The organism is Paenibacillus sp. FSL R7-0026, from assembly GCF_038004485.1.
In the GTDB taxonomy this organism is placed as follows: domain Bacteria; phylum Bacillota; class Bacilli; order Paenibacillales; family Paenibacillaceae; genus Paenibacillus; species Paenibacillus xylanexedens_A.
This window is the reverse complement of the sequence record NZ_JBBORG010000001.1, coordinates 1,024,918-1,045,153: the sequence shown is the minus strand read 5'-3', so window position 1 is coordinate 1,045,153 and position 20,236 is coordinate 1,024,918. Positions and strand designations below refer to the sequence as shown.

The 20,236-nt window shown below is 46.5% G+C and carries 17 protein-coding genes; 6 read left to right on the top strand and 11 right to left on the bottom strand.

The features are described 5' to 3' along the window. Positions 1-13: 13 nt before the first annotated feature. The 3 genes from MKY44_RS04685 to MKY44_RS04675 form a co-directional block, all read right to left on the bottom strand. Entirely contained in the window at positions 14-1,051 is a 1,038-nt protein-coding gene (locus tag MKY44_RS04685) for a siderophore ABC transporter substrate-binding protein (protein ID WP_341006195.1), read from the bottom strand. Positions 1,052-1,445: 394 nt separating this feature from the next. Next, entirely contained in the window at positions 1,446-3,215 is a 1,770-nt protein-coding gene (dhaK, locus tag MKY44_RS04680; protein WP_341006194.1) for a dihydroxyacetone kinase subunit DhaK, read from the bottom strand. Next, entirely contained in the window at positions 3,215-4,357 is a 1,143-nt protein-coding gene (locus MKY44_RS04675) for a glycerol dehydrogenase (protein ID WP_341006193.1), read from the bottom strand. The genes dhaK and MKY44_RS04675 overlap by 1 nt, the downstream gene beginning before the upstream one ends. Before the next feature lie 305 nt (positions 4,358-4,662). Here MKY44_RS04675 and MKY44_RS04670 point away from each other — a divergent pair, with 305 nt between their 5' ends. Further along, positions 4,663-5,697, top strand: coding sequence for a PocR ligand-binding domain-containing protein (locus tag MKY44_RS04670; RefSeq protein ID WP_341006192.1), 1,035 nt, complete (start codon positions 4,663-4,665; stop codon positions 5,695-5,697). A 105-nt stretch (positions 5,698-5,802) separates the two neighbouring features. Beyond that, complete coding sequence (locus tag MKY44_RS04665) at positions 5,803-6,792, top strand: aldo/keto reductase family protein (RefSeq protein WP_341006191.1); 990 nt, start codon at positions 5,803-5,805, stop codon at positions 6,790-6,792. On the opposite strand, the gene MKY44_RS04660 is transcribed toward MKY44_RS04665, so the two are convergent. The 4 genes from MKY44_RS04660 to MKY44_RS04645 all read right to left on the bottom strand — a co-directional run bounded on the left by MKY44_RS04660 (position 6,789) and on the right by MKY44_RS04645 (position 10,297). Next, complete coding sequence (locus MKY44_RS04660) at positions 6,789-7,667, bottom strand: LysR family transcriptional regulator (protein ID WP_445670674.1); 879 nt, start codon at positions 7,665-7,667, stop codon at positions 6,789-6,791. The genes MKY44_RS04665 and MKY44_RS04660 overlap by 4 nt on opposite strands. Before the next feature lie 31 nt (positions 7,668-7,698). Next, the gene (locus tag MKY44_RS04655; protein ID WP_341006189.1) at positions 7,699-8,169 is read right to left on the bottom strand and encodes an SMI1/KNR4 family protein; all 471 of its coding nucleotides are present in this window, start codon (positions 8,167-8,169) and stop codon (positions 7,699-7,701) included. Positions 8,170-8,282: 113 nt separating this feature from the next. Next, the gene (locus MKY44_RS04650) at positions 8,283-9,383 is read right to left on the bottom strand and encodes a threonine aldolase family protein (RefSeq protein ID WP_341006188.1); all 1,101 of its coding nucleotides are present in this window, start codon (positions 9,381-9,383) and stop codon (positions 8,283-8,285) included. A gap of 53 nt (positions 9,384-9,436) precedes the next feature. Then, the gene (locus MKY44_RS04645; RefSeq protein WP_341006187.1) at positions 9,437-10,297 is read right to left on the bottom strand and encodes a LysR family transcriptional regulator; all 861 of its coding nucleotides are present in this window, start codon (positions 10,295-10,297) and stop codon (positions 9,437-9,439) included. 181 nt (positions 10,298-10,478) lie between these two features. On the opposite strand from MKY44_RS04645, the gene MKY44_RS04640 reads away from it, so the two are divergent. The 4 genes from MKY44_RS04640 (at position 10,479) to MKY44_RS04625 (ending at position 13,278) form a co-directional block, all read left to right on the top strand. Beyond that, complete coding sequence (locus MKY44_RS04640; RefSeq protein ID WP_341006186.1) at positions 10,479-11,468, top strand: quinone oxidoreductase family protein; 990 nt, start codon at positions 10,479-10,481, stop codon at positions 11,466-11,468. Between the two features lie 394 nt (positions 11,469-11,862). After that, a complete protein-coding gene (locus tag MKY44_RS04635; protein WP_341006185.1) occupies positions 11,863-12,081 on the top strand; it encodes a hypothetical protein in 219 nt (72 codons plus the stop codon). 27 nt (positions 12,082-12,108) lie between these two features. After that, positions 12,109-12,414 carry a hypothetical protein gene (locus MKY44_RS04630; RefSeq protein ID WP_341006184.1) on the top strand — a complete coding sequence of 102 codons (306 nt, stop codon included), beginning with the start codon at positions 12,109-12,111 and terminating at the stop codon, positions 12,412-12,414. Between the two features lie 75 nt (positions 12,415-12,489). After that, complete coding sequence (locus tag MKY44_RS04625; RefSeq protein WP_017690511.1) at positions 12,490-13,278, top strand: formate/nitrite transporter family protein; 789 nt, start codon at positions 12,490-12,492, stop codon at positions 13,276-13,278. Between the two features lie 264 nt (positions 13,279-13,542). On the opposite strand, the gene MKY44_RS04620 is transcribed toward MKY44_RS04625, so the two are convergent. The 4 genes from MKY44_RS04620 to MKY44_RS04605 form a co-directional block, all read right to left on the bottom strand. After that, the gene (locus MKY44_RS04620; RefSeq protein ID WP_341006183.1) at positions 13,543-14,529 is read right to left on the bottom strand and encodes a WXG100 family type VII secretion target; all 987 of its coding nucleotides are present in this window, start codon (positions 14,527-14,529) and stop codon (positions 13,543-13,545) included. Positions 14,530-14,593: 64 nt separating this feature from the next. After that, positions 14,594-15,040, bottom strand: a complete 447-nt coding sequence (locus tag MKY44_RS04615; RefSeq protein ID WP_445253303.1) for an acetyltransferase — start codon at positions 15,038-15,040, stop codon at positions 14,594-14,596. A gap of 154 nt (positions 15,041-15,194) precedes the next feature. Next, positions 15,195-16,763, bottom strand: a complete 1,569-nt coding sequence (locus tag MKY44_RS04610; protein WP_341006182.1) for a glycoside hydrolase family 30 protein — start codon at positions 16,761-16,763, stop codon at positions 15,195-15,197. 147 nt (positions 16,764-16,910) lie between these two features. Beyond that, entirely contained in the window at positions 16,911-19,622 is a 2,712-nt protein-coding gene (locus MKY44_RS04605; RefSeq protein ID WP_341006181.1) for a beta-glucosidase H, read from the bottom strand. Positions 19,623-20,236 lie beyond the last annotated feature (614 nt).

Below are 20,236 nucleotides of genomic sequence, written 5' to 3'. Positions count from 1 at the left end.
AGCATACTCCTTTTTACTGTTTAGCTAAAGCTTTCGTAAGGTTGTTAATCAACTCCAAGAAAGTTTCGATGGATTCATTGGTGTACGTGTCGTTTGGAGCATAAACGATTTGTTTTTGAGTAATAGCAGTGGTGTTTTTCAGAGCGGGTGAATTATCAATAACGTCCTGAGCCGGAACGGCACCTTCTTCAGCAGATACAGCTGCATCCCGATCCAGTACGAAAATCCAATCCGGATTACTTTGGGCGATCGCTTCAACAGAAATATCATCACCTTGATGATCAGAAGAAGATTTGTCCACTTCTAGTGCCGGAACCCAGCCGAAAATATCATACAATGGTCCCCATACACGTCCAGTAAGCGGAGCCGAGAAACCGATGTTTCCACCAGAAACGACAACACTCATAATTTTATCTTCACCGTTATAAGCGGCCTTAGCTTCTTCAATAGCTTTATCAAAATCAGCAATCAGTTCGCTAGCTTCTTCTTGCTTCTCAAAAATTTTCCCTAAATTGGTTGTTGCATCTTTAAGGCCATTAACAAAGTTATCTCCAGGTGATGCTGTTTCTTCAAGCTCAATATTAAGGTCAATCACTGCTGCATTAGGCACTAATTTTTTGATGTCTTCATAGAAGCCAGCAAATCGTTGACCAACAATGACAAGGTCAGGCTGTATCGAAGCCAATAGTTCAAGATTTGGTTCGCGATGATTCCCAATATTTTGTACCGATTCATCCGCTACATATGGTGAATCCGCAGGCATTACATCCTTCGGCGCTGCTGCTAATTTGACACCCCAAGTGGACAGAGTCTCAAATGTTCTGTTATCCAGAGCAACAACCTTCGTTGGATTTACAGGCACAGTTACCGTTCCATGAGCATCCGTAATTTCAACTGTTGTGGCTGTAGCTGTAGTAGCAGCATCGGAAGTTGCAGCCTCTGTATTCGCAGTATCCGTCGTAGCAGGTTCATTACTTGAACAAGCTGCCAACACCAACGTTAAAGACGCAACCATGATAAACATTAATTTTGAAGAAATAGACTTTCTCATGTAATTTATATCCCCCTAGATTTAGAAAATTTGGATTCCCACGCAGCGTACTGTGTTGGATAAACTCAGTATCATATACCTCCTCCGACGTAAATTTAGAGAATAAACTTAACCCCTTTTCACGGTAGTGCTGAGTAACAAAACAACAAATGATAGTGATTATCAATATCAATAGGTTATATTATAACAAGTTAGAAGGTATTTTCAACAACCTAATTGTTTTAATTCATGGCGAAATTATGAACCGAATATTCCATTGTATGCATTTATATGCATACAAATCGACATTTCAATACAAAAAAAGAAGCATCACTGTGTGATACTTCTTTTGCGGTAAGAACTCTTTATACATTTATATTTCTCATCGAAATGTGTTAATTTTTCACCAACATTCTTATTTCATCGACTCAGATAATTCTGTGAAAATAACACCCAGCGCATACGCACCAGCATCCGGGTAGCCCAGACTACGATCGCCGACGGCACCTGCACGTCCCATACGTGCCACGATGTCTTCGGTTTTCTTCGCACCTTCAACGGCTGCTGCTGCACCTTTGGCAAATGCTGTTTTGAAGTCATCGCCAGACTCCGCACTTTGTGTCCAGGAATCGGCACACGGAACGAGTGCATCAATCAAGGTCTTGTCGCCTACAACGGCACCACGTCCGAAGGAACGTTCTCCTGTGGACTGAATCCCTTGCACGGCTGCATGGATCATCTCAGCAAATTCAGCAACGTTTAATTGCTGTTTATCCCCTACAGCTTTGCCAGCCGCACGGAATGCTGAACCCCAGATTGGGCCGGATGCGCCACCACAATATTCCATGATGACCAAGGAACATGCATCGAGGAATGATCCGATGTCTTTTTTATCTTCGTTAATGATGTGATTCCATTCGCGTTTCAACTGGCGGAAGCCTTTTGCCACACTCATACCGAAATCGCCATCACCGGCATGGGAATCCAGTTCACAGAATGGTACTTCATTCTTGATGATGATCTCACCCATTTTATCGATCAGATAGACGACATTGTCCAGTGAAAATTGATTGCCTTTGATGACCGCAGCTGATGCATCCGTCTCCACTTCGTAAGATACGGGAGCATCTTCACCCACAACAGCTTCCAGCGCTTCGGAATACGCCACTTGTGCTGCTGGAGGGCCGGATACTTTAAATGCAGGTGTATCACTTTCCTTGAACAACAGCGTTTTTAGTTCATCATCCAGTTTCAGGATCGTAACCGACGCACCCGCCATATCGATACTTGTCATGTAGTTGCCTACAAACGTAGTAGCGACCTTCAGACCTGCATGTCCAGCAAGCTCACGCTGAACGGAATTGTTGAGCAGGTATAGTTCTTGCATTGGCGTTGCACCAAAACCATTCACCAGCACCGCAATCTCAGCTGATGTATCCTTATCCAGCTTCATGTCTGCGAGCAATGCTTCGACCATACGTCCTGCCAATTCATCCGCTGATACCAATTTCTCACGGCGAATCCCTGGCTCACCATGAATCCCTACGCCGAATTCCATCTCATCTTCAGCAATCTCGAATGTAGGCGTGCCTTTGGCTGGCACGGTACAGGATGTGAATCCAAAACCAATACTGCGCACGTTCTGAGCTGCTTTCTCAGCAACGGATTTCACATCTGCCAGACTGCGGCCTTCTTCGGCTGCTGCTCCGGCGATCTTGTGAACCAGTACAGTTCCGGCAACGCCGCGACGCCCAACGGTATACAAACTGTCTTGTACAGCGATGTCATCCTCAACACGTACATACTGTACGTTGATGCCATCTTCTTCAGCCAGATGTGCTGCATTCTTGAAATTCATCATGTCGCCGCTGTAGTTCTTGATGATCAGGAGTGTCCCCTTGTTGCTGGCTGTTGCCTTGATCGCTTGATACACCTGGATTTGGGAAGGAGATGCGAATACATCTCCACACACCGCTGCATCCAGCATGCCTTTACCCACATAACCAGCGTGAGCCGGTTCATGTCCGCTGCCTCCGCCACTGATCAGGCTGACTTTATCGGCCTGAATCTCTCTGCGTTTGATGACTTTATATTTTTTCAGAAATTCAAGCTCCGGGTGTGCAAGCGCAATCCCGTTGCACATTTCCATAACAACATGTTCGGCCTGGTTAATGATTTTCTTCATTATTTTACCTCCCGGCGAGCTGCTTTGTACTCACGGCCCATGCGGTCAGCCGCTGCAATGGCAGCAGCCACTTCAGGAACAGTAATTGGGAACGGCATAGCGTGAATGGATTCTTCTGGAATACAAGCGATCTCGGCAACTTTCAACAATTCTTCCTGACTAATCGTGTCTACACCGATATCTGCCAAGCTGATCGGCAGTCCCACTTCGAGACAGAAGTCCATGACTTCATGCAGCTCTTCGGTTGGTGCATTTTCAAGAACGAGTTGTGAGATTGTACCGAAGGATACTTTTTCACCGTGGAAGAAATGATGTGTGCCTTCCAGAACAGTCAAACCGTTGTGAATTGCATGTGCTGCGGCCAGACCGCCACTTTCGAATCCAAGACCAGACAACAGAATGTTGGTCTCAACGATGTTTTCCAGCGCCTGAGTCACGACGTTGCTGTCACTGGCTACTTTTGCTTTTGCACCGTCAGTCAGCAGCATTTCATAACACAGTTTTGCCAGTGCAAGCGCCGCATTGGTACCTACTGCAGATGGGGTATATCCTTCGCGGGAACCCATTGGCAGACTTGCGTTTACACGGGAATAGGATTTCGCTGTTGCTCTTGCTTCGAAGTATGTAGAGAGCGCATCTCCCATACCGGATACGAGGAAACGTGTTGGTGCATTAGCAATTACCGTTGTATCAACGAGTACCACACTTGGGCTTTGTTTGAAGTAAGCATAGTCATCAAAAGAACCATCCGGTGTGTACAATACAGCGGAGTGACTTGTCGGTGCGTCTGTTGCCGCAATCGTTGGGCAGATGATCAGTGCTTCGCCTTCTGCTACACATTTGGCCGCATCAATGGCTTTACCGCCACCAAGACCGATGGTAGAGTCACATCCTTTTTCCTTCGCGATCGCTTGCAGACGAGCAACTTCCTCACGGGAACATTCCCCTTTAAAACCGCTTTCAACAAACGTAATATTAAATTTCTCGGCTGTTGCATCCAGCTTTGCTTTGACACGCTGTACATCATCGGGATGTGCAATCAGCAAAGCAGATTCTCCGAAGGATTTAACAAAGTACCCCAGGTTCAACAACTCGTCTTCGCCTTGTACATATTTAGTTGGGCTGATAAATGCTTTTCTCATAATATTATATGCCTCCTAAGGATATGAAATAGTGTAGTGATTACATCAAATTTTAATTTCTTACAATTGACCTTAATATAACGCATGAGCAACAGGTTTACAGTGGACTTTGATAACAAATTATTATAATTTACAATCGTAATTTTTTGCTTTTTGGCACAATCATGGTATCTTATTGTCATGAGATGGTTGAATTTTGACCTCCCATTATACATTACCCGTCATCATTACATCTTAATATGTACAACTTGCTAACTTTTAACGGCCTAAATTATGAATCTGGTTAGCCTATGGAGGTTGCCCCAATGATCAAAGAATATCTGCATATCAATAAAATTCTGGACCTTAATAAATGGAAGCGCCTACAAGATTCTCTCGCAACAGTAACCAAACTGGCGATCCTCACCGTTGATTATAAAGGCATTCCCGTAACCAGTCACAGCAGCTGTCAGGCTTTCTGCCAGAATGTCCGTAAAGACCCGGATCTTCTCCCCTACTGCCAAAAATGTGATTCACGCGGTGGTCTGGAAGCGGTCCGTTTGAATGAACCTTATGTGTATTTATGCCATTTCAATATTATTGATATCGCGATTCCAATCACGATTGATGGCAAATATATCGGCGCCGTCATGGCAGGACAAGTGAAACTCGCCGATCCGGAAAAGGGTAACGACTTGGAGCAAATTGTCACGTCCAAAAACGTACCCATGCATGCAGCCAAGCTGGAGGAATTAAAGGATGATTACGCCCAGCTGCCTGTGATGACCTATGAAGAGATTGTGAAAATCTCTAACATGTTATCCCTGCTCTGCAACTACATTGTGGAAGAAGCGCTCAACAAAAATCTGTTAGTTGAAATGTTCGAGAAAGCTTCAGGCAATCAGGAGACTCTAAACCTCTCCACCATTCTGCCGGGTTACTCCATTCGTAATATCGAGTCGATCAAAAAAGAGATGACCAATGCGATAGCGGATGCTTATCTCAAAAATAGCCCAAGTGACACGGAAAGCTCCAGTCCGGTACTTCAGCCTGCTTTTGAATACATTCACAGTCACAAAAGTGAACAAGTTTCACTCAAACAAATGGCCGATCTATGCCACCTGAGTCCGAGTTATTTCAGCAGACTGTTTGCCAAGGAAACGGGTGAAAACTTCACAACCTACCTGGCTAAACTCAAAATTAAGTGGGCCAAACAATTGCTGGAGGTCACCGACATGCCTGTCTCACAGATCAGTGATGAGCTGGGATTTAATGAATCGGGATATTTTATCAAAATATTCAAAAAGTTCGAAGAAATTACGCCTGCTCTCTATCGCAAATACCTCCAGGAGAAAATATAGATTCACTGATACTTTTTTCGTATCAAAGATGAGGTTAAAAGATATTTCACCTATTAATCTGCCATTGTTACAATGGAGTCCAGATGACTTAGGGAGGCGACATGAATGGAATATCGCAAATTAGGAAACAGTGGATTAACCGTCAGTGAGATTTCACTCGGCAATTGGATTACGCATGGAGCACAAGTCGAGGATGGAATTGCAGAAGCTTGTGTGCGAACCGCATTGGATGCAGGTATTACCACATTTGATACCGCAGATGTGTACTCCAATACCAAGGCAGAGTCCGTACTGGGACAGGCACTTAAAGATATACGAAGAGAAAGTATTGAACTATGCACCAAAGTCTGTCACCCAACCGGCACAGGTCATAACGACCGCGGACTTTCACGTAAACACATCATAGAAGCCTGCAATGGTTCATTGCGGCGGCTACAGACTGATTATATCGATGTCTATTACGCTCACCGTTATGACTACAATACTCCGCTGGAAGAGACTTTTCTGGCATTCTCCGATCTGGTGCGTCAGGGCAAAGTTCATTACATTGGCGTAAGTGAATGGAACGCGGATCAGATTGCACGAGCAGCCGCTTTGGCGAAGGAACTTCATATCCCCTTCATTGCAAGTCAGCCCCAATATTCGATGTTGTGGCGTGTGATTGAGCAAGAAGTCGTACCTGCAAGCGATCAAGCAGGGCTGGGACAGATCACATGGTCTCCTCTTGCTCAGGGTATACTATCAGGCAAATATGCGCCTAACGCAGCATTGCCCACCGGATCACGCGCAGCTGCTGAGGCAGGAGCACCCTTTTTCAATAAACTGGCTGGTCAGTGGTTACGTGAAGATGTTCTTACCGCTGTGCAACAGCTTGTTCCACTCGCTAAAGAGATTGGTCTAACTCTCCCCCAACTCGCTGTGGCGTGGGTTCTACAACATTCGTATGTCAGTTCCGTCATTATCGGTGCATCCCGGCCAGAGCAGGTATTGGAGAATGTAAAAGCTTCTGGTGTGAAACTGGACCCTGCGATCATGTCTCGTATTGATGAAATACTGAATCCGTGGATTGAGCGTGATCCAGCCAAGACGGGTTAAACACATTCATCAACAAAGTTCATAAAACGGGATACCACTTCCTGATTCATATCCGTCCGCCATGCCGTGTACAACGGTACGGAGGGCGGATTTTCTTCTAATGGGAGAAAGACTACACCCTTTCGCTGGAACACATCCACAGATGACGGGACAATGGAAATGCCCATGCCCGCCGCAACGAGATTCACAATCGTATACATTTGGATCGCTTCCTGTGTAATTCGAGGATCTACGCCATGCTCCCTGCAATAATCCAGAACGAGACGATGGAACGGAGAACCCAGATGCCGTGGGAATAAAATAAAATCTTCGTCCGCCAGTTCTCGAATTGAAACTTGAGTCTGAGAAGCCATCGGGTGATGATCTGGCAATACGGCAATCAACGTTTCCATCTGACAGGGACGGAACGAGACATGACGAGTATCTTCCTGATATCGCAAAAATCCAATATGGATCTGTCCGTCTTCCAGTGCCTGCAATTGTTGGGATGAAGTCATCTCACGCAGCGTCAATTCAATCTGCGGATATGCAGCGCGAAATTTCCTAAGAACATCCACCATAATGCTCCCCGAAGCCGAATCCACAAAGGCTATGGTTATATGCCCGATGATGCCCTGATCTGCCTTTTGTGTAAGCTGAATAGATCGTTCGAGCTGGGCCATGATCAGTCTTGCCTGTTCCAGAAATACGGCACCTGCCGGGGTAAGACGAACCATTTTCCTCGTGCGCTCCAACAGCTTCACGCCAAGCTCATCCTCTAAATTCTGAATCTGCTGGCTCAGCGGTGGTTGCGTCATATTTAATTTTTCCGCTGCACGGTGAAAATGAAGTTCTTCTGCCACGGTGATAAAGTATCTTAACTTCCGAATATCCATAAGCCGATTGCGCATCCTTCCGTCTACCTTGTTAATTCATTTGTTCCTGAACCCAGATTGCCGACTCAGCCAGCATCGTCATCAATTCATTAAAGTCCACAGCAATTTCCCGCAGAGGAGTTTCCCCTGCATCGTGGATCAACATCAGCACCTTGCCTGAATTTTGATCCAGTATAGCTATACTGCCTTCGCCAAAACCACCAATCGGGAACGGTTGGAGATCAGCTGAAAGTTCGTATTCCTTCTCAACTTCTCGGTATACTTCCAGAAACTCGGGATAAGCCCAGTTCAGTTCTTTCACAGCATACAGGGCAGGATCGCCGAAGTTACACGCACCGAATTCGAGTAGAAGCGCACGATACGCTGCGGGCAGTTTCACGTTATGCTTTTGCTCGAATTCCTCAATGCTCTCTTGCCTCTCAGGAGTACACCCTTCTCCCATTGTTGTATCGTAAGCCTTCACCAAAAGATCACGAATCGGTTCCAATTCTATTGACGTCATTTGAACTCCCCCTTAAGGTACCTTTCCCCACTGATCAGCCGTTGTGAATTCAATAGTTCTCCTTGAAGCGCAACACCTTACCCAAACAAGAGTCGAACATTAAAATCAACTTCTTATCTCACCTGTTTACGCAACTCTTGATCCAACCATTCTAGTGCTGCACGCAGCTTATCCTGGGGAACTTGCTCATAACGATCGCCCGCAGAAAATTCGAAGGCACAGCTGTTCCCACTTGTCTTGTTCAGATATGAAGTCATTCCTATCCCATACTGCTGAGCCATTTGCACAAGAATTGGTTCAACTTCCGCAGCAGCGAGCGCAAAGTTCACATGGAACATATTCGATACCGGTACCTCGGGTAAGGTATGTATCCCGTGACACGCATTCAGTAAGGAGGCGAGTTCTTGAGCCTGTTCGAAATAACGCTCCATTTTGCCAATCCGTTCATTGAAATAATACTGGGAACTCAGAATATACGGATACAGGCCGATCAGATCTCCGCCGTGCCGACGTTTCCATACTTTTGATTCTTGTATCACATCCGGATCACCCGCCAATATAGCCCCCGCAATACCTCCAATGCCTTTATAAAAGGAAACATACACCGTATCAAACAGACTGCAAATCTCCGCAGGCGTTTTCTCATAATACGGAGTAATCTCAAACAGGCGTGCCCCGTCCAGATGCAGCTTAATCCCGCGTTCACGGCAATAGGCCGAGATCGCTTCCAACTCTTCATACGCTGGCAATTGCCCACCAATCTCACGTTGCGGAAGTTCCAACAGCAGACAGGCAATGTCCTGATCAAGCGCTTGTACATCTTCCAAACGAATCAAGCGATCCTTGTCCGCAAGTAAAATTGATTCAATCTGATGCAACTCTTTCAGTCCGTCTTCCTCATGGATTTCCAGATGACACAGAGGGTGATAAGCTACTCGTTTTACATCTTTGCGGTCACACCAGATCCGTAATGCAATCTGCTGCGCCATCGTTCCACTTGGAAAAAATACCGCTGATTCCTTGCCAAGAACGTCAGCCATCTGTTGCTGAAATTCTTCAATGAGGGGGCCGTTGCCGTAGTGGTCACTGAACAACTCCCCATCGATCTGGTCCAGTACGTTCTGAAGTACCTTCACTTGGCGACTGCCATGACCGCCTACAATAAAGTCTGCCTGATTAAAGGCATCAGCCAACGTTAACGCAGTTTCTTTCAAGATCACTCACTCCTTTATAGTGCATGTTCATAAACGGACTTTTGAACAACCTCTTATAGTTCTGGTTCTGTAATAATCTCAACCAAAGCGCTGAGCGCACTAGATATATGTTCACCACGGGAATACACAAATCCTACTTCCAACCGGCAATAGGGATCAGGCAAAGACATCACCGTGATCTCACCTCTTAATTCTGCTTTGGTAACCGAAGAACGCGGCAACAATGATACACCGAGCCCGGCAGATACACCATTCAGAATCGTGTCCAGTGTTCCATATTCCATGATGTTAAGCGTGTGGATACCCTGATCGTTCAAAAAGGATTCCGCCTGAGTTCGATGAGTGCATCCAATCTCAAAAAACAACATCGGCCTGGACAATAACGTGTACATCTCATGTACTCCAGGTTCAGCGATCAACACCAATTCCTCGTCATACATCTTCATATAATTCAGCTCAGGATGATCAATTGGGCCATATATTAAGGCTCCATGCAATTCATGTTGGATGACCTTCTGGTTCAGTTCATGGGTCCCACCCGTGACAAGCGAATGTTTTACTTCCGGATAGCATGAAGTATATTCAGCCAAGAGCGGCGTCAGAAAAGTAGAAGCTGCTGTCTCAATTGCACCCAGACGAAGCATGCCGGACGGTGGGTTACCCACTTGCGAGGCCTGCTCTGCTTCATATAATAATTCCAATATTCTATCCGCATACCCAAGCAGGTTCTCGCCTGCTGGTGTAAGCGACATCCCCCGATTGGAACGATGAAATAGCGGTACTTGCAGTTGAGTCTCCAACTGTTTAATTCGTGTTGTTACATTGGACTGCACATAATTAAGTGAGAGCGCAGCTTTACTGATACTACCTTCGCGGGCAACCGCCTGAAATATTTTCAAATCACCTGCATCCATATCCTGATCACCTGCTCGTCGTTATATCGGCATTCTACATCATCCGCTTCATGCAAAGTGCTTATCTATTATTCTCAATGATACTGACAATCATTTTTGTTCATTTTACGTGAATCTGCTCCGTCTGTACAATGAGGCTCAGTAGTGAAATCTGGCTACACAGACAGGAGGAATATTGAACATGAAAGCTATTGTCCATTCGGGCCAGAGCGGCCTTGCAGGTCTTCAATATACAGAGTCAATCTCTCGGGCACCAGAAGCCGGGGAAGTGCAGATTCAATTAAAATCCGCTGGAATCAACCATCGGGATCTATTCATTATGGCAGAACGCGAAACCCAGGACATCCCGCTCATTCCCGGTTCCGATGGAGCAGGTATTATCGTAGCGATTGGCGAAAGCGTAAGAGGGTTCGCGATAGGAGATGAAGTCATTATCCATCCTACGCTCGGTTGGGAACATGCATCTGAAGTGCCGACCGTACCTGATATTGTTGGTGGCCCTACGGATGGAACACTCGCGCAATATATAACGTTGCCTGCTGCAAATGCCCTGCCTAAGCCAGCCCACCTATCCTGGGAGGAAGCAGGTGTGCTGCCCCTTTCAGCGCTGACGGCCTATCGCGCCTTATTCACTCGCGGCGTATTAAAGCAAGGTGAACATGTCCTCATTCCCGGTATTGGCGGTGGTGTAGCGACCTATGCCCTGCTCATGGCGGTAGCGGCTGGTGCCGAGGTGACTGTCACCTCCAGAAGTGAAGCCAAAAGAAATGAGGCACTGCGCTTGGGTGCTACCCATGCATTGGATAGTCATGCCGATTGGAGTACGCAGAACGATCTGGAACCTGTGGACATCATCTTGGATAGCATCGGACAAGCCATGTTCCCAAAATATTTTGATATAATCAGACCAGGTGGACGTATCGTGATGTATGGTGCAAGCTCGGGGGATGATCTGACCCTACCGATTCGCTCTATCTTTTTCCCGCAGATCAGTCTAATCGGCACCTCTATGGGCAGCCGTGAGGAGTTTGTCCAGATGCTGCAATACGTGGAGCAACATGACATACATCCTGTTATTGATAGCATATATCCATTGCAAGACGTAGCGAAAGCATTCAAACGCATGGAAAAAGGCGAGCAGTTGGGTAATCTGGCTATACTTATGGAGTGACATCTATTTTGAGATGGGCCTTCATGAATTGTTGAAAATTGATTTACGATAATGGGGTGAATCCATCTGACCCGTCTCGCTAAACGTATACTAATTGTTCTTATTGCTATTATCATTGTGGGCCCAAATTCCTATGTTAAAAGAAACCTTAGCCCGAGGAGTTACTACGTTATATGTTAAGATAAAGTATCCCGAACATTCCTTTCAATTCCAAGAATTCATCTACGAGTCTCATTTCGGGAACTATATCATTTCATATACTGATCAAGACGAACAACGCATTAGTCTGATGCTTGAGCCCAAATTTTTACCGGTGATCATTATATATGATCCTTTGAATCAGCCCATGAAAGACTAGTTTTTTCACACTATGAATCACTCAGGAGGTATCGATATGGACAATCGATTACATTTGGTAGAATTGGTTCGCAAACTGATGGACTCTGAAGGAACGGAAGCCGAGTTGGATGACATGTTGACGGAGCTACAGCAGCAGGTTCCACATGCAGAGATCAGTAATCTGATTTTCTGGGATGATCGAGACCTGACGCCTGAACAGATTGTGGAAGAAGCCTTGGCTTCCCGTCCGATCCTGCTTCCGCCCCATTCTTAATATTCTTCAGGAGGTGAACGGTAGGATATGTCTGACATGTCTGATTTAAATCATAATAACAACAATGAACACCCTAATTTTAACGAAATCAGCGGTGAAGAAAAACTACAGGCACTTCGTGATCTGATCGAACTAACCGATAATCACCTTACTCAGCAAGTTCTGGAGGGAAATGCCTACATATTAGTCAGAGGAGCTGCCTTTGCTATTCTTGTTGCACATCAACAAGTTAATGGTGCAGCATCCACGTTAGAATCGCTTCAATCCGATCCTGATTTTGGCTCTTCTGCAATGCGGGTACTGCATTCGAATCAAGGAAGTTATAATCAATAAACCAAGTCCCCCCTCCCCAATTTCCATAATTTCGTTATAATGGTAAGCAAGACACCACGCTATTGGAGGAGAATTATGGAAACGGAAGCTTTACGCAACGTGGAACAACTAGCTCTGAAGAAACACAAGATTTACAAACAAAGTTTAATCAGGTACCTCGCACGCTCCATGCTGGCCAGTATGTTTATCGGATTCGGCGTCATCGTGGCGTTTAAGACAGGTAACTTCTTTTATATGGAGCAGTCCCCGTTTACCTATCCGATGGCGGCAATTACGTTTGGCGCGGCCATCATTCTGATCGCTTATGGCGGGGGTGACCTGTTCACGGGCAATACGTTTTATTACACGTATGCAGCGCTGCGCAAGAAACTGCGCTGGTTCGAAGTGATTAAGCTGTGGATTGCGAGTTATAGCGGTAACCTGATGGGTGCAGCCGTGTTTGCCTTGTTAATCTACCTGACCGGATTGTTCGACTCGTCCCAGGTGAACGGTTTTCTGCTAAGCGTGGTGGAACACAAAATGGAAGTTCCGACCATGCAGCTCTTTTTCCGGGGAATTCTGTGTAACTGGCTTGTGTGTATGGCGTTCTTTGTGCCGATGTTCATGAAGGAGAATGGAGCCAAAATGTTTGCCATGATGCTCTTTGTATTCTGCTTCTTCATCTCGGGATACGAGCACAGCATCGCCAATATGTGTACATTCGCGATTGCACTTGTGCTTAACCATCCGGGAACGATCTCATTTGAAGGTGTGCTTCACAACCTGGTTCCCGTGACCTTGGGTAATCTGGTGGGTGGTGTGCTGCTGATGGGCTTTATGTATTATGCGGTGAACAAACCATTTCTGGATGAAGAGACACATTAATCTCTGGCAAAAAAAGATCTCCTTCCAGCCTGGTCCGTCGACCGTGGCTAATCGGTAAGATCAACCCAAAACACCCCGGCAACCTTCCCATCTGAGGGAGAAGGTTGCCGGGGTGTTTGTCTATGGGCAGGCTCACGGATAAGCAGCCTGCCCTCCACACGCATAGCCATGTGATACACAACCACATGGCTCCATGCGGTGGGTCGGCAAGCAGACCGCAATCAGGTTGCCCTGTGTTGCCCGCTTGCCAACCCCATCCGTGGCTTAGAAGTAATCCCGCCACGGAGTATATTCAATATCGTTGTCGCCGCGCGTGACCACGATCATATTCTCGATTTTGCCCGTGTCCTTATTGGTACGGTAGATCATCGTACGTGTCTCGCCTTCTTCCGGCACAGAGAACAGGAATTTGTCCGCAACGAAGGAAGAACCAAGTCCAGTGGCATGTTCTGTAAAGGCAGAACCCGTCTTGCTTGTGAGCAGCAGACCAATCCCGTAGGCTGTAGCCGTTTGTGCTGCTTTGCCAAAGAGATGCTCGCCTTGACTGGTCGTGTGCGTTTGCTCCGAATACCTATACTTCTCCGTATCCTTGCTATAGTCCACCACATTGCCCTGTTTATCCAGACTGATGGTGGTCGTTTCGCCCTTGTCGCTTTTCACCTGATACGTACCTACGATGGAATCCTCGGTAATTTTCACCGTCTTGCCCGTATTGGGGTCAGTCTGATAGATTACATCTTCATACTGAAGCCGAATGATGTTCATGCTGGCCTGAATCTGCTGCGCCAGTTCTTTGTCACCCATCTCTTCGGCTTTCTTCAGCATTTCCTCATAGTTTTGGTATTTCTCGGCATCCTTCTCATCCCATTCATCCATGTTCTTTGGAGGACCTGGCGTTTTGTCCAGATCATCGCCTTTATTTTTGCCCATGGTTGATAGCGCCCGCGCTGCGGTCAGCGCCGTCATGATTGCCTGGCTCACCGCCTCTTCGTCTGTCGTGCGGAAACGCTCGGCAATCTTCTTAAGCTCCGACTGAATGGACAGAACCAGTTCCAGAACAGATTTCATCGTGCCTTGAGCCGTTGAATAATCGTTATAAAAACGCTCACGCTCCATGCCATCCCAGTTGCTGCGCATGACACTCATCTTGCCGTCCAATGTGGACATGAATCCCGATAATTGCTGATGTGCCTGAGCGAACTGCCCACTGACCGTCTCCAGTTGTTCCGGTGTCACCTTGATCTGTGTCATCCTGCACACTCCTCATTCTGGTCATTTATAACTCATGGTCTATCCATTACAACAATCTCTCGGCCTATTCCTGTTTGATCTCCAGATGCAACAGCGGGAACGGATTACCGGAACTATCCAATTCGGATCGTCCCATCTGTACAAATCCCATCTTTTCATAGAAGCGGGCTGCCCCACTATTCTGCTCATTAACATCCACCTTGAGGTGACGGCCTTTGATTTTGAAGGTATGGTTTATTAGAAGGCGTCCCAGACCCTGTCCGTGTTGGCTCGGATCTACAAACAACATCTCGATAAAGTTATCATCCACACCAATAAAACCCACGGGTTGTTGCTCCGTATTCAGCGCTTCCCAAACCTCGACTTGTCTTTGTTGCAACACATCACTCACCACTTTTTTGTAGAACTGAATGTGATGCTCTTCCAAAAACGTATGGGTTGCCCGAACAGCACTCTCCCAGATCTCAACCAACTTGTCATGATCCTGTTCCCGATATGCAGCGACTAACATGTCCAATGTATGCTCCTTCTCTATTAAAAGTAAAAAGTTATGTAAAAGCCCGATCCTGGGATCGGACTTGTTTAATACATCAAATTTGAAATAACTCTACGTTTATTTTATCATGTTCATCATTCAATCTGTACCCATAATTTCCAATCTTGAGTCAACGTTCTACCTCCGTTTTTGGCTTCCAACGGATGGTTGCTGCCGATTGGGAAGGCAGTATATATCGGAACGAATCTCCGCTCATGACTACCTCAAAGGAAACTTCTGCCTCACCCGTGTTAGCCGCAACCAGCACCATCGTTCCATCCGGATTGCGGAAGGTTACGTTCTCGATCTTGCCCTGTTCTTGCGTGGAAGCAACTCTCACAGCTCCCGGACGTACATAACGGCTGATGTGGCCTAACGCATAATACTCGACATTTCTAGTGATTTCATTATTCTCCGGGTCAATCGTCACAACCCCACGACAGTTCTCACAGCCACCGTTCGTGGGTCCACTTTGCGGATCGAGTGCGATGTTCCAGAGCAGTACATTTTTCGCCCAGTTGCGAGGTGCACCAATAATGAGATTGGACATCTGCCAGCTCAGATTCTCGCCAAAATCAGGACTCCACTCCCCACCACTACATTCGGTAAAATAGATATTTTTGTCCGGGAAGCGCTCATGCACTTCCGACATGGCAGATGGATCACCTGCATAACAGTGAAAAGCAGATCCATCGATATATGCAGCAGCCTGCTCATCACCAAGCACCTTGCCGGTATATTCAACCGCCTGATCCCAGTTATGATCATACGTGATGATTCGCGTATCCAGTCCCGCATCCTGTAGAGCCGGGCCGAGATAATCCTGAATGAACATCGCTTGTTCTTCAGCTCCCATACTCATACTCGGATATTTATCCGAGGTGAACTCCGGTTCATTTTGCAACGTGATCCCGTAGATGGGAATGCCCTTTGCCTGATAAGCTTTGATATATTTCACAAAATATCTCGCGTACGCTTCATACACCTGGGGATCGTTGTAATCCAGATACCAACCGTTAGTGGTCTTCTCCCCATACTTCATCCAGGCCGGGGCCGTCCACGGTGTGCCCAGCACGTTAAGATCCGGTTTCAAACCAGCTACACGCTCCAGCATATTCACGACTTCCTGATCCTTTTCGATCGAAAAGTGTTCCATCTCATAATCCGTGCCGGACTCGATATCATCATAGGTATAACTTGAAGCCACACCTGATTCATCTACCGAATAATCGGAAGCACCAATCGTATGACGCACCATATCCAAGTTCAGCCCTTCCGTCGAGAACATCTCCTTGAGTAGTTGTTCTTGCTGCTCCTCTGGAAGCTGATTAATCAGATGTACCGACGAACCCGTCATCGCTGCGCCAAATCCATCCATGGTCTGATACGTCTTGTCCGGGTCAATCTGTATGGTAAACTCCGACGAAGATGTGTCTGACTCCTGCGTTGAAGAAACTAAAGAACTTGGGTCTGCATCATGGTGATCTGTAATTGGAATGGGATTCTGTGGTGTAAGCAGATTTTGCTGATCTCCCATGGTTAGCCAGACTTCGGCCGTTCTCTGTTTATCCACAACCGGTGGCGGAGCGGGTTGTTCACTTCGGTTGAAGATAAGCCAGATTCCTATACCAACACAACAAACAGCTGCGATCAACAGGATCATCCATCGTTTGGGATGCTCTCGCCAGCGTATGTTCATCACGCTTCACTCTCCTTCCATTGTGGAAAAAGCCGCGGCCATTAGGCCACGACTCATTTTCCTAATCTATATGAATTAAAACAAACTGCATTTGACACAGATGAATTCAACGGGGAGAACAACGTTTCGATCTCCCAGATTACACTTTTATTTACCGGACTTGCTTCCGATATTCACACTGCCTGTTAGACGGATATCATCCGATGCACTGCCAACATACACTTGGACTTTACCCTTAGGCATTACCCATTCATGGGATGTTTCATCCCAGTAGGACAATGCGCTGCGATCCAGTTGAATGTTGACCCGCTGCTGCTTGCCTGCCTTCAGATCAACCTTCGCCCAGCCAGCAAGCTGCTTCTCTGGAGTTTCAACTTTGGTTGGCAGATTGCCAACATAGACCTGTACAACTTCTGCACCGGAAACTTTACCGGTATTGCGCAGATTCAGGGACACTTCCACGGTAGCTTTATCGCCTTTGCCAGTGTTCTTCACATGCAGATTACGATAATTAAAGTCGGTATACGACAGCCCGTGTCCAAAAGCAAACGCCGGTGTCATGCCTTCTTTGTCATATCCTTTGTACCCTACAAAAATACCCTCGGAGTAGTTACCCACCCCATTCACACCTGGGAATTGTTCCGCAGTGGATACAGGGGTCTGGGAATCATCTGATGGGAACGTCACCGGCAACTTACCGGATGGATTCACATCACCAAACAGCACACGTGCCACTGCATTACCTTGTTCCTGACCTGCATACCAAGCCTGAACGATGGATGGCACTTCTTTTTGCCAGGAGTCCATTTCAACAGCACGACCACTCATTTGCACCACGATCGTTTTTGGATTGGCTGCCGCTACCTTGCGGATCAGCTGCTCCTGGTTATTCGGCAGCTCCAGGTCGGAACGGTCGACGTAACCTTCACTGTCATACGTACGAGTTACCACGACGGCAACATCGGATTTTTTCGCCAGATCAACTGCTTTTTGCATTTTAATATCCACAGCGTCTTCTGGAGCTTCCCAGCCAAAACGAACCTGTGCACCCATATCATGATTGGTCTGTACCGGGAAATCCGTACGATACTCAATTCGAATATTGTGGGACTCGCCTTCTTTGAATGTGATCTCTTTCTTTGTTGTACTCAATTTTTCACCTTGATTGTCTACGAGTAACTCGTCATCCACATACAGTTTCGCAGAACCGAGACTGGTCAGGGACAGTTTATATTCACCCGTTTGAGGCGCCGTAAATGCTCCTGTCCAACGAGCGGACATTTTGGCATTGAACTTCGTTGGTGTCACTGGAAGCTTGGAAGATTGTGCGTTAAAACCTTCATAGTTGTAGAATCCAAGATTCATGTTGACCTGATTATCTGTACGTACCAGAGAAGGGTTTCCCTCCATATCTTTATTCGTCCAGTATTCAGCACGCAGACCGTATTCCGCACGATCTGTACCATATTCTCTTTCACTTTCCTGAGCATCCGCTGGTGATAAAAGAGTCGAAGGTACGGCGGATGGTCCATTAAATGCATCTCCTGCAGAGATAGGATCGGTTCCGGCAGCATATTTTACATCCACACCGTTACCAGCACGGTTACGAATGCCTTGCAGCGGACTTACAGTATACGTCGGATTAACCAGACTGCTACCTCCACCAGCAGCCGATGCGTTATCTGCATCCGGTCCGATGACAGCGATGGATTTTACATTTTTCTTGGAAAGTGGCAGCACATTATCGTTGTTTTGCAAAAGAACCATGCTCTCTTCTGCAATTTCACGTGCCTGTTTGCCGTCTTTCTTGGCATTGATTTGTGTATTTGTTACAGGGTTATCGAACAGCCCTTTATCGAACATTTGAAGCAAAATACGTCTAACCTTCTCATCAATGGTTTGCTCGCTGACTTCGCCATTGTTCACGGCTTCCAGCAATTTGTCTCCCCATTTGCCATACGGCTCCCCAGGTGTCTCCAGATCCAGACCCGCATTGGCGGACTTGGCTGTGCTGAAGTTTGCACCGTAGTCACTCATGACAAACCCTTCGAAGCCAAACTGATCCCTAAGGACATCGGTCAGCATCTCCTTGTTCTCACAAGCATATGTACCATTCACCTGGTTAAATGAACACATTGCCGAACCAAGATCCGCTTTTTCAACCATCGCCTGGAACGGACGTGCATAGACTTCCTGAATCGCACGTTCGCTGGCTGTCGCATTGGTCGTGAAACGTTCCGTCTCCTGGTTGTTCAGGATATAGTGCTTCGCTGTAGCGATAACCGGATTGCTTTGAATCCCGTTTACATACGCTGCACCCATGCCCGAAGCCAGTAGAGGATCTTCACCTAGAGATTCAAAGTTCCGGGAACCCCATGGTGTACGTGCAATATCCAGCCCAGGACCGAGCACTACATTATGTGTTGTATCATGTGCTTCCTGACCGATCAGATCGCCATATTTCTTGGCCAGATTGGTGTCCCAGGAAGCGGCAAGCGCGATGGGTGCAGGCAGTGCCGTGGACTTTTTGTCCTGTACATCCGGGTTAGCCACACGTACTCCTGCGGGTCCATCGGCCATCTGTAATGCCGGAATGCCGAGGCGCTCCAATCCATCATTATAGAAACCATAATAGTTATTGACTTTACCGGTTACGAATCCAACTTTCTCCTCCAGCGTCATCTCCTTGAGCAGCAGCTCGGTACGTTCCTCCGCAGACAAGGATTTGTTCATCCAAGGCCGATTGGCCCCAGATTCCGCCTCCGCGGCGAAGGCGTGTAGCGGCATAGCCGCAACCGCCACGATGATTAATAACATAAACCATCGTTTGAGGAAAATCAGATTGAGTCTTCTGTTCATGTTGTAAGTTCTCCTTCTCTCTTGATCATTTTTCTTGTGCACATATTGAACACATGTATACAAGGGAATGCAAACTGGCTTGATCCCAGTCTTTCAAGCATTCAGGTCGTCCTGCACATGGCTTCTGAAACTGCAGCCTGCAAGCAAGTCAGCAGATTTCGCTTCCTAACGATAGCCGACATGATTCCGAATTACATCCCCTTAAATTTGGTAAATGATCGATTGGAACAAGCCTAGTTCTTTGGAATCACCATATTAATAATTCAGATAACAAAACAAGAAAACGAATTATTTACATTTCCGTAACTACTTTCGAACAAATTCTTTACTTTTAAAAACAGTCGGTTCGACCCACTCCCGATCAACCAATTAATGCAATTAATTATCAGATTAAGGAATATACCGACACGCTCTGGGTCCTAAGTCTATTTGAAAACGGAACCAATCCGGTCTATTGAAATATCCAAAAATATAAAAGCAACTGAGGTCCCTTTTAGACAGGTTCTTCAGCTGCCTTTATGTTGGAATTGCTCCATATTGTCCACTTTCCATCCATGATTCTTGTTCTACACTCGTTATATTGAGATTTGAAGTTACATTAAAAATCGGAGTAA

Bases quoted from the DNA above. Each gene is read 5' to 3' on its own strand.
- MKY44_RS04625 (WP_017690511.1), top strand. From the start codon at position 12,490: ATGGAAACGGAAGCTTTACGCAACGTGGAACAACTAGCTCTGAAGAAA.
- MKY44_RS04685 (WP_341006195.1), bottom strand. From the start codon at position 1,051: ATGAGAAAGTCTATTTCTTCAAAATTAATGTTTATCATGGTTGCGTCT.
- MKY44_RS04610 (WP_341006182.1), bottom strand. From the start codon at position 16,763: ATGAACATACGCTGGCGAGAGCATCCCAAACGATGGATGATCCTGTTG.
- MKY44_RS04615 (WP_445253303.1), bottom strand. From the start codon at position 15,040: ATGTTAGTCGCTGCATATCGGGAACAGGATCATGACAAGTTGGTTGAG.
- MKY44_RS04665 (WP_341006191.1), top strand. From the start codon at position 5,803: ATGGAATATCGCAAATTAGGAAACAGTGGATTAACCGTCAGTGAGATT.
- MKY44_RS04670 (WP_341006192.1), top strand. From the start codon at position 4,663: ATGATCAAAGAATATCTGCATATCAATAAAATTCTGGACCTTAATAAA.
- MKY44_RS04620 (WP_341006183.1), bottom strand. From the start codon at position 14,529: ATGACACAGATCAAGGTGACACCGGAACAACTGGAGACGGTCAGTGGG.
- MKY44_RS04640 (WP_341006186.1), top strand. From the start codon at position 10,479: ATGAAAGCTATTGTCCATTCGGGCCAGAGCGGCCTTGCAGGTCTTCAA.
- MKY44_RS04635 (WP_341006185.1), top strand. From the start codon at position 11,863: ATGGACAATCGATTACATTTGGTAGAATTGGTTCGCAAACTGATGGAC.
- MKY44_RS04675 (WP_341006193.1), bottom strand. From the start codon at position 4,357: ATGAGAAAAGCATTTATCAGCCCAACTAAATATGTACAAGGCGAAGAC.
- MKY44_RS04655 (WP_341006189.1), bottom strand. From the start codon at position 8,169: ATGACGTCAATAGAATTGGAACCGATTCGTGATCTTTTGGTGAAGGCT.
- MKY44_RS04660 (WP_445670674.1), bottom strand. From the start codon at position 7,667: ATGGATATTCGGAAGTTAAGATACTTTATCACCGTGGCAGAAGAACTT.
- MKY44_RS04605 (WP_341006181.1), bottom strand. From the start codon at position 19,622: ATGAACAGAAGACTCAATCTGATTTTCCTCAAACGATGGTTTATGTTA.
- MKY44_RS04630 (WP_341006184.1), top strand. From the start codon at position 12,109: ATGTCTGACATGTCTGATTTAAATCATAATAACAACAATGAACACCCT.
- MKY44_RS04645 (WP_341006187.1), bottom strand. From the start codon at position 10,297: ATGGATGCAGGTGATTTGAAAATATTTCAGGCGGTTGCCCGCGAAGGT.
- dhaK (WP_341006194.1), bottom strand. From the start codon at position 3,215: ATGAAGAAAATCATTAACCAGGCCGAACATGTTGTTATGGAAATGTGC.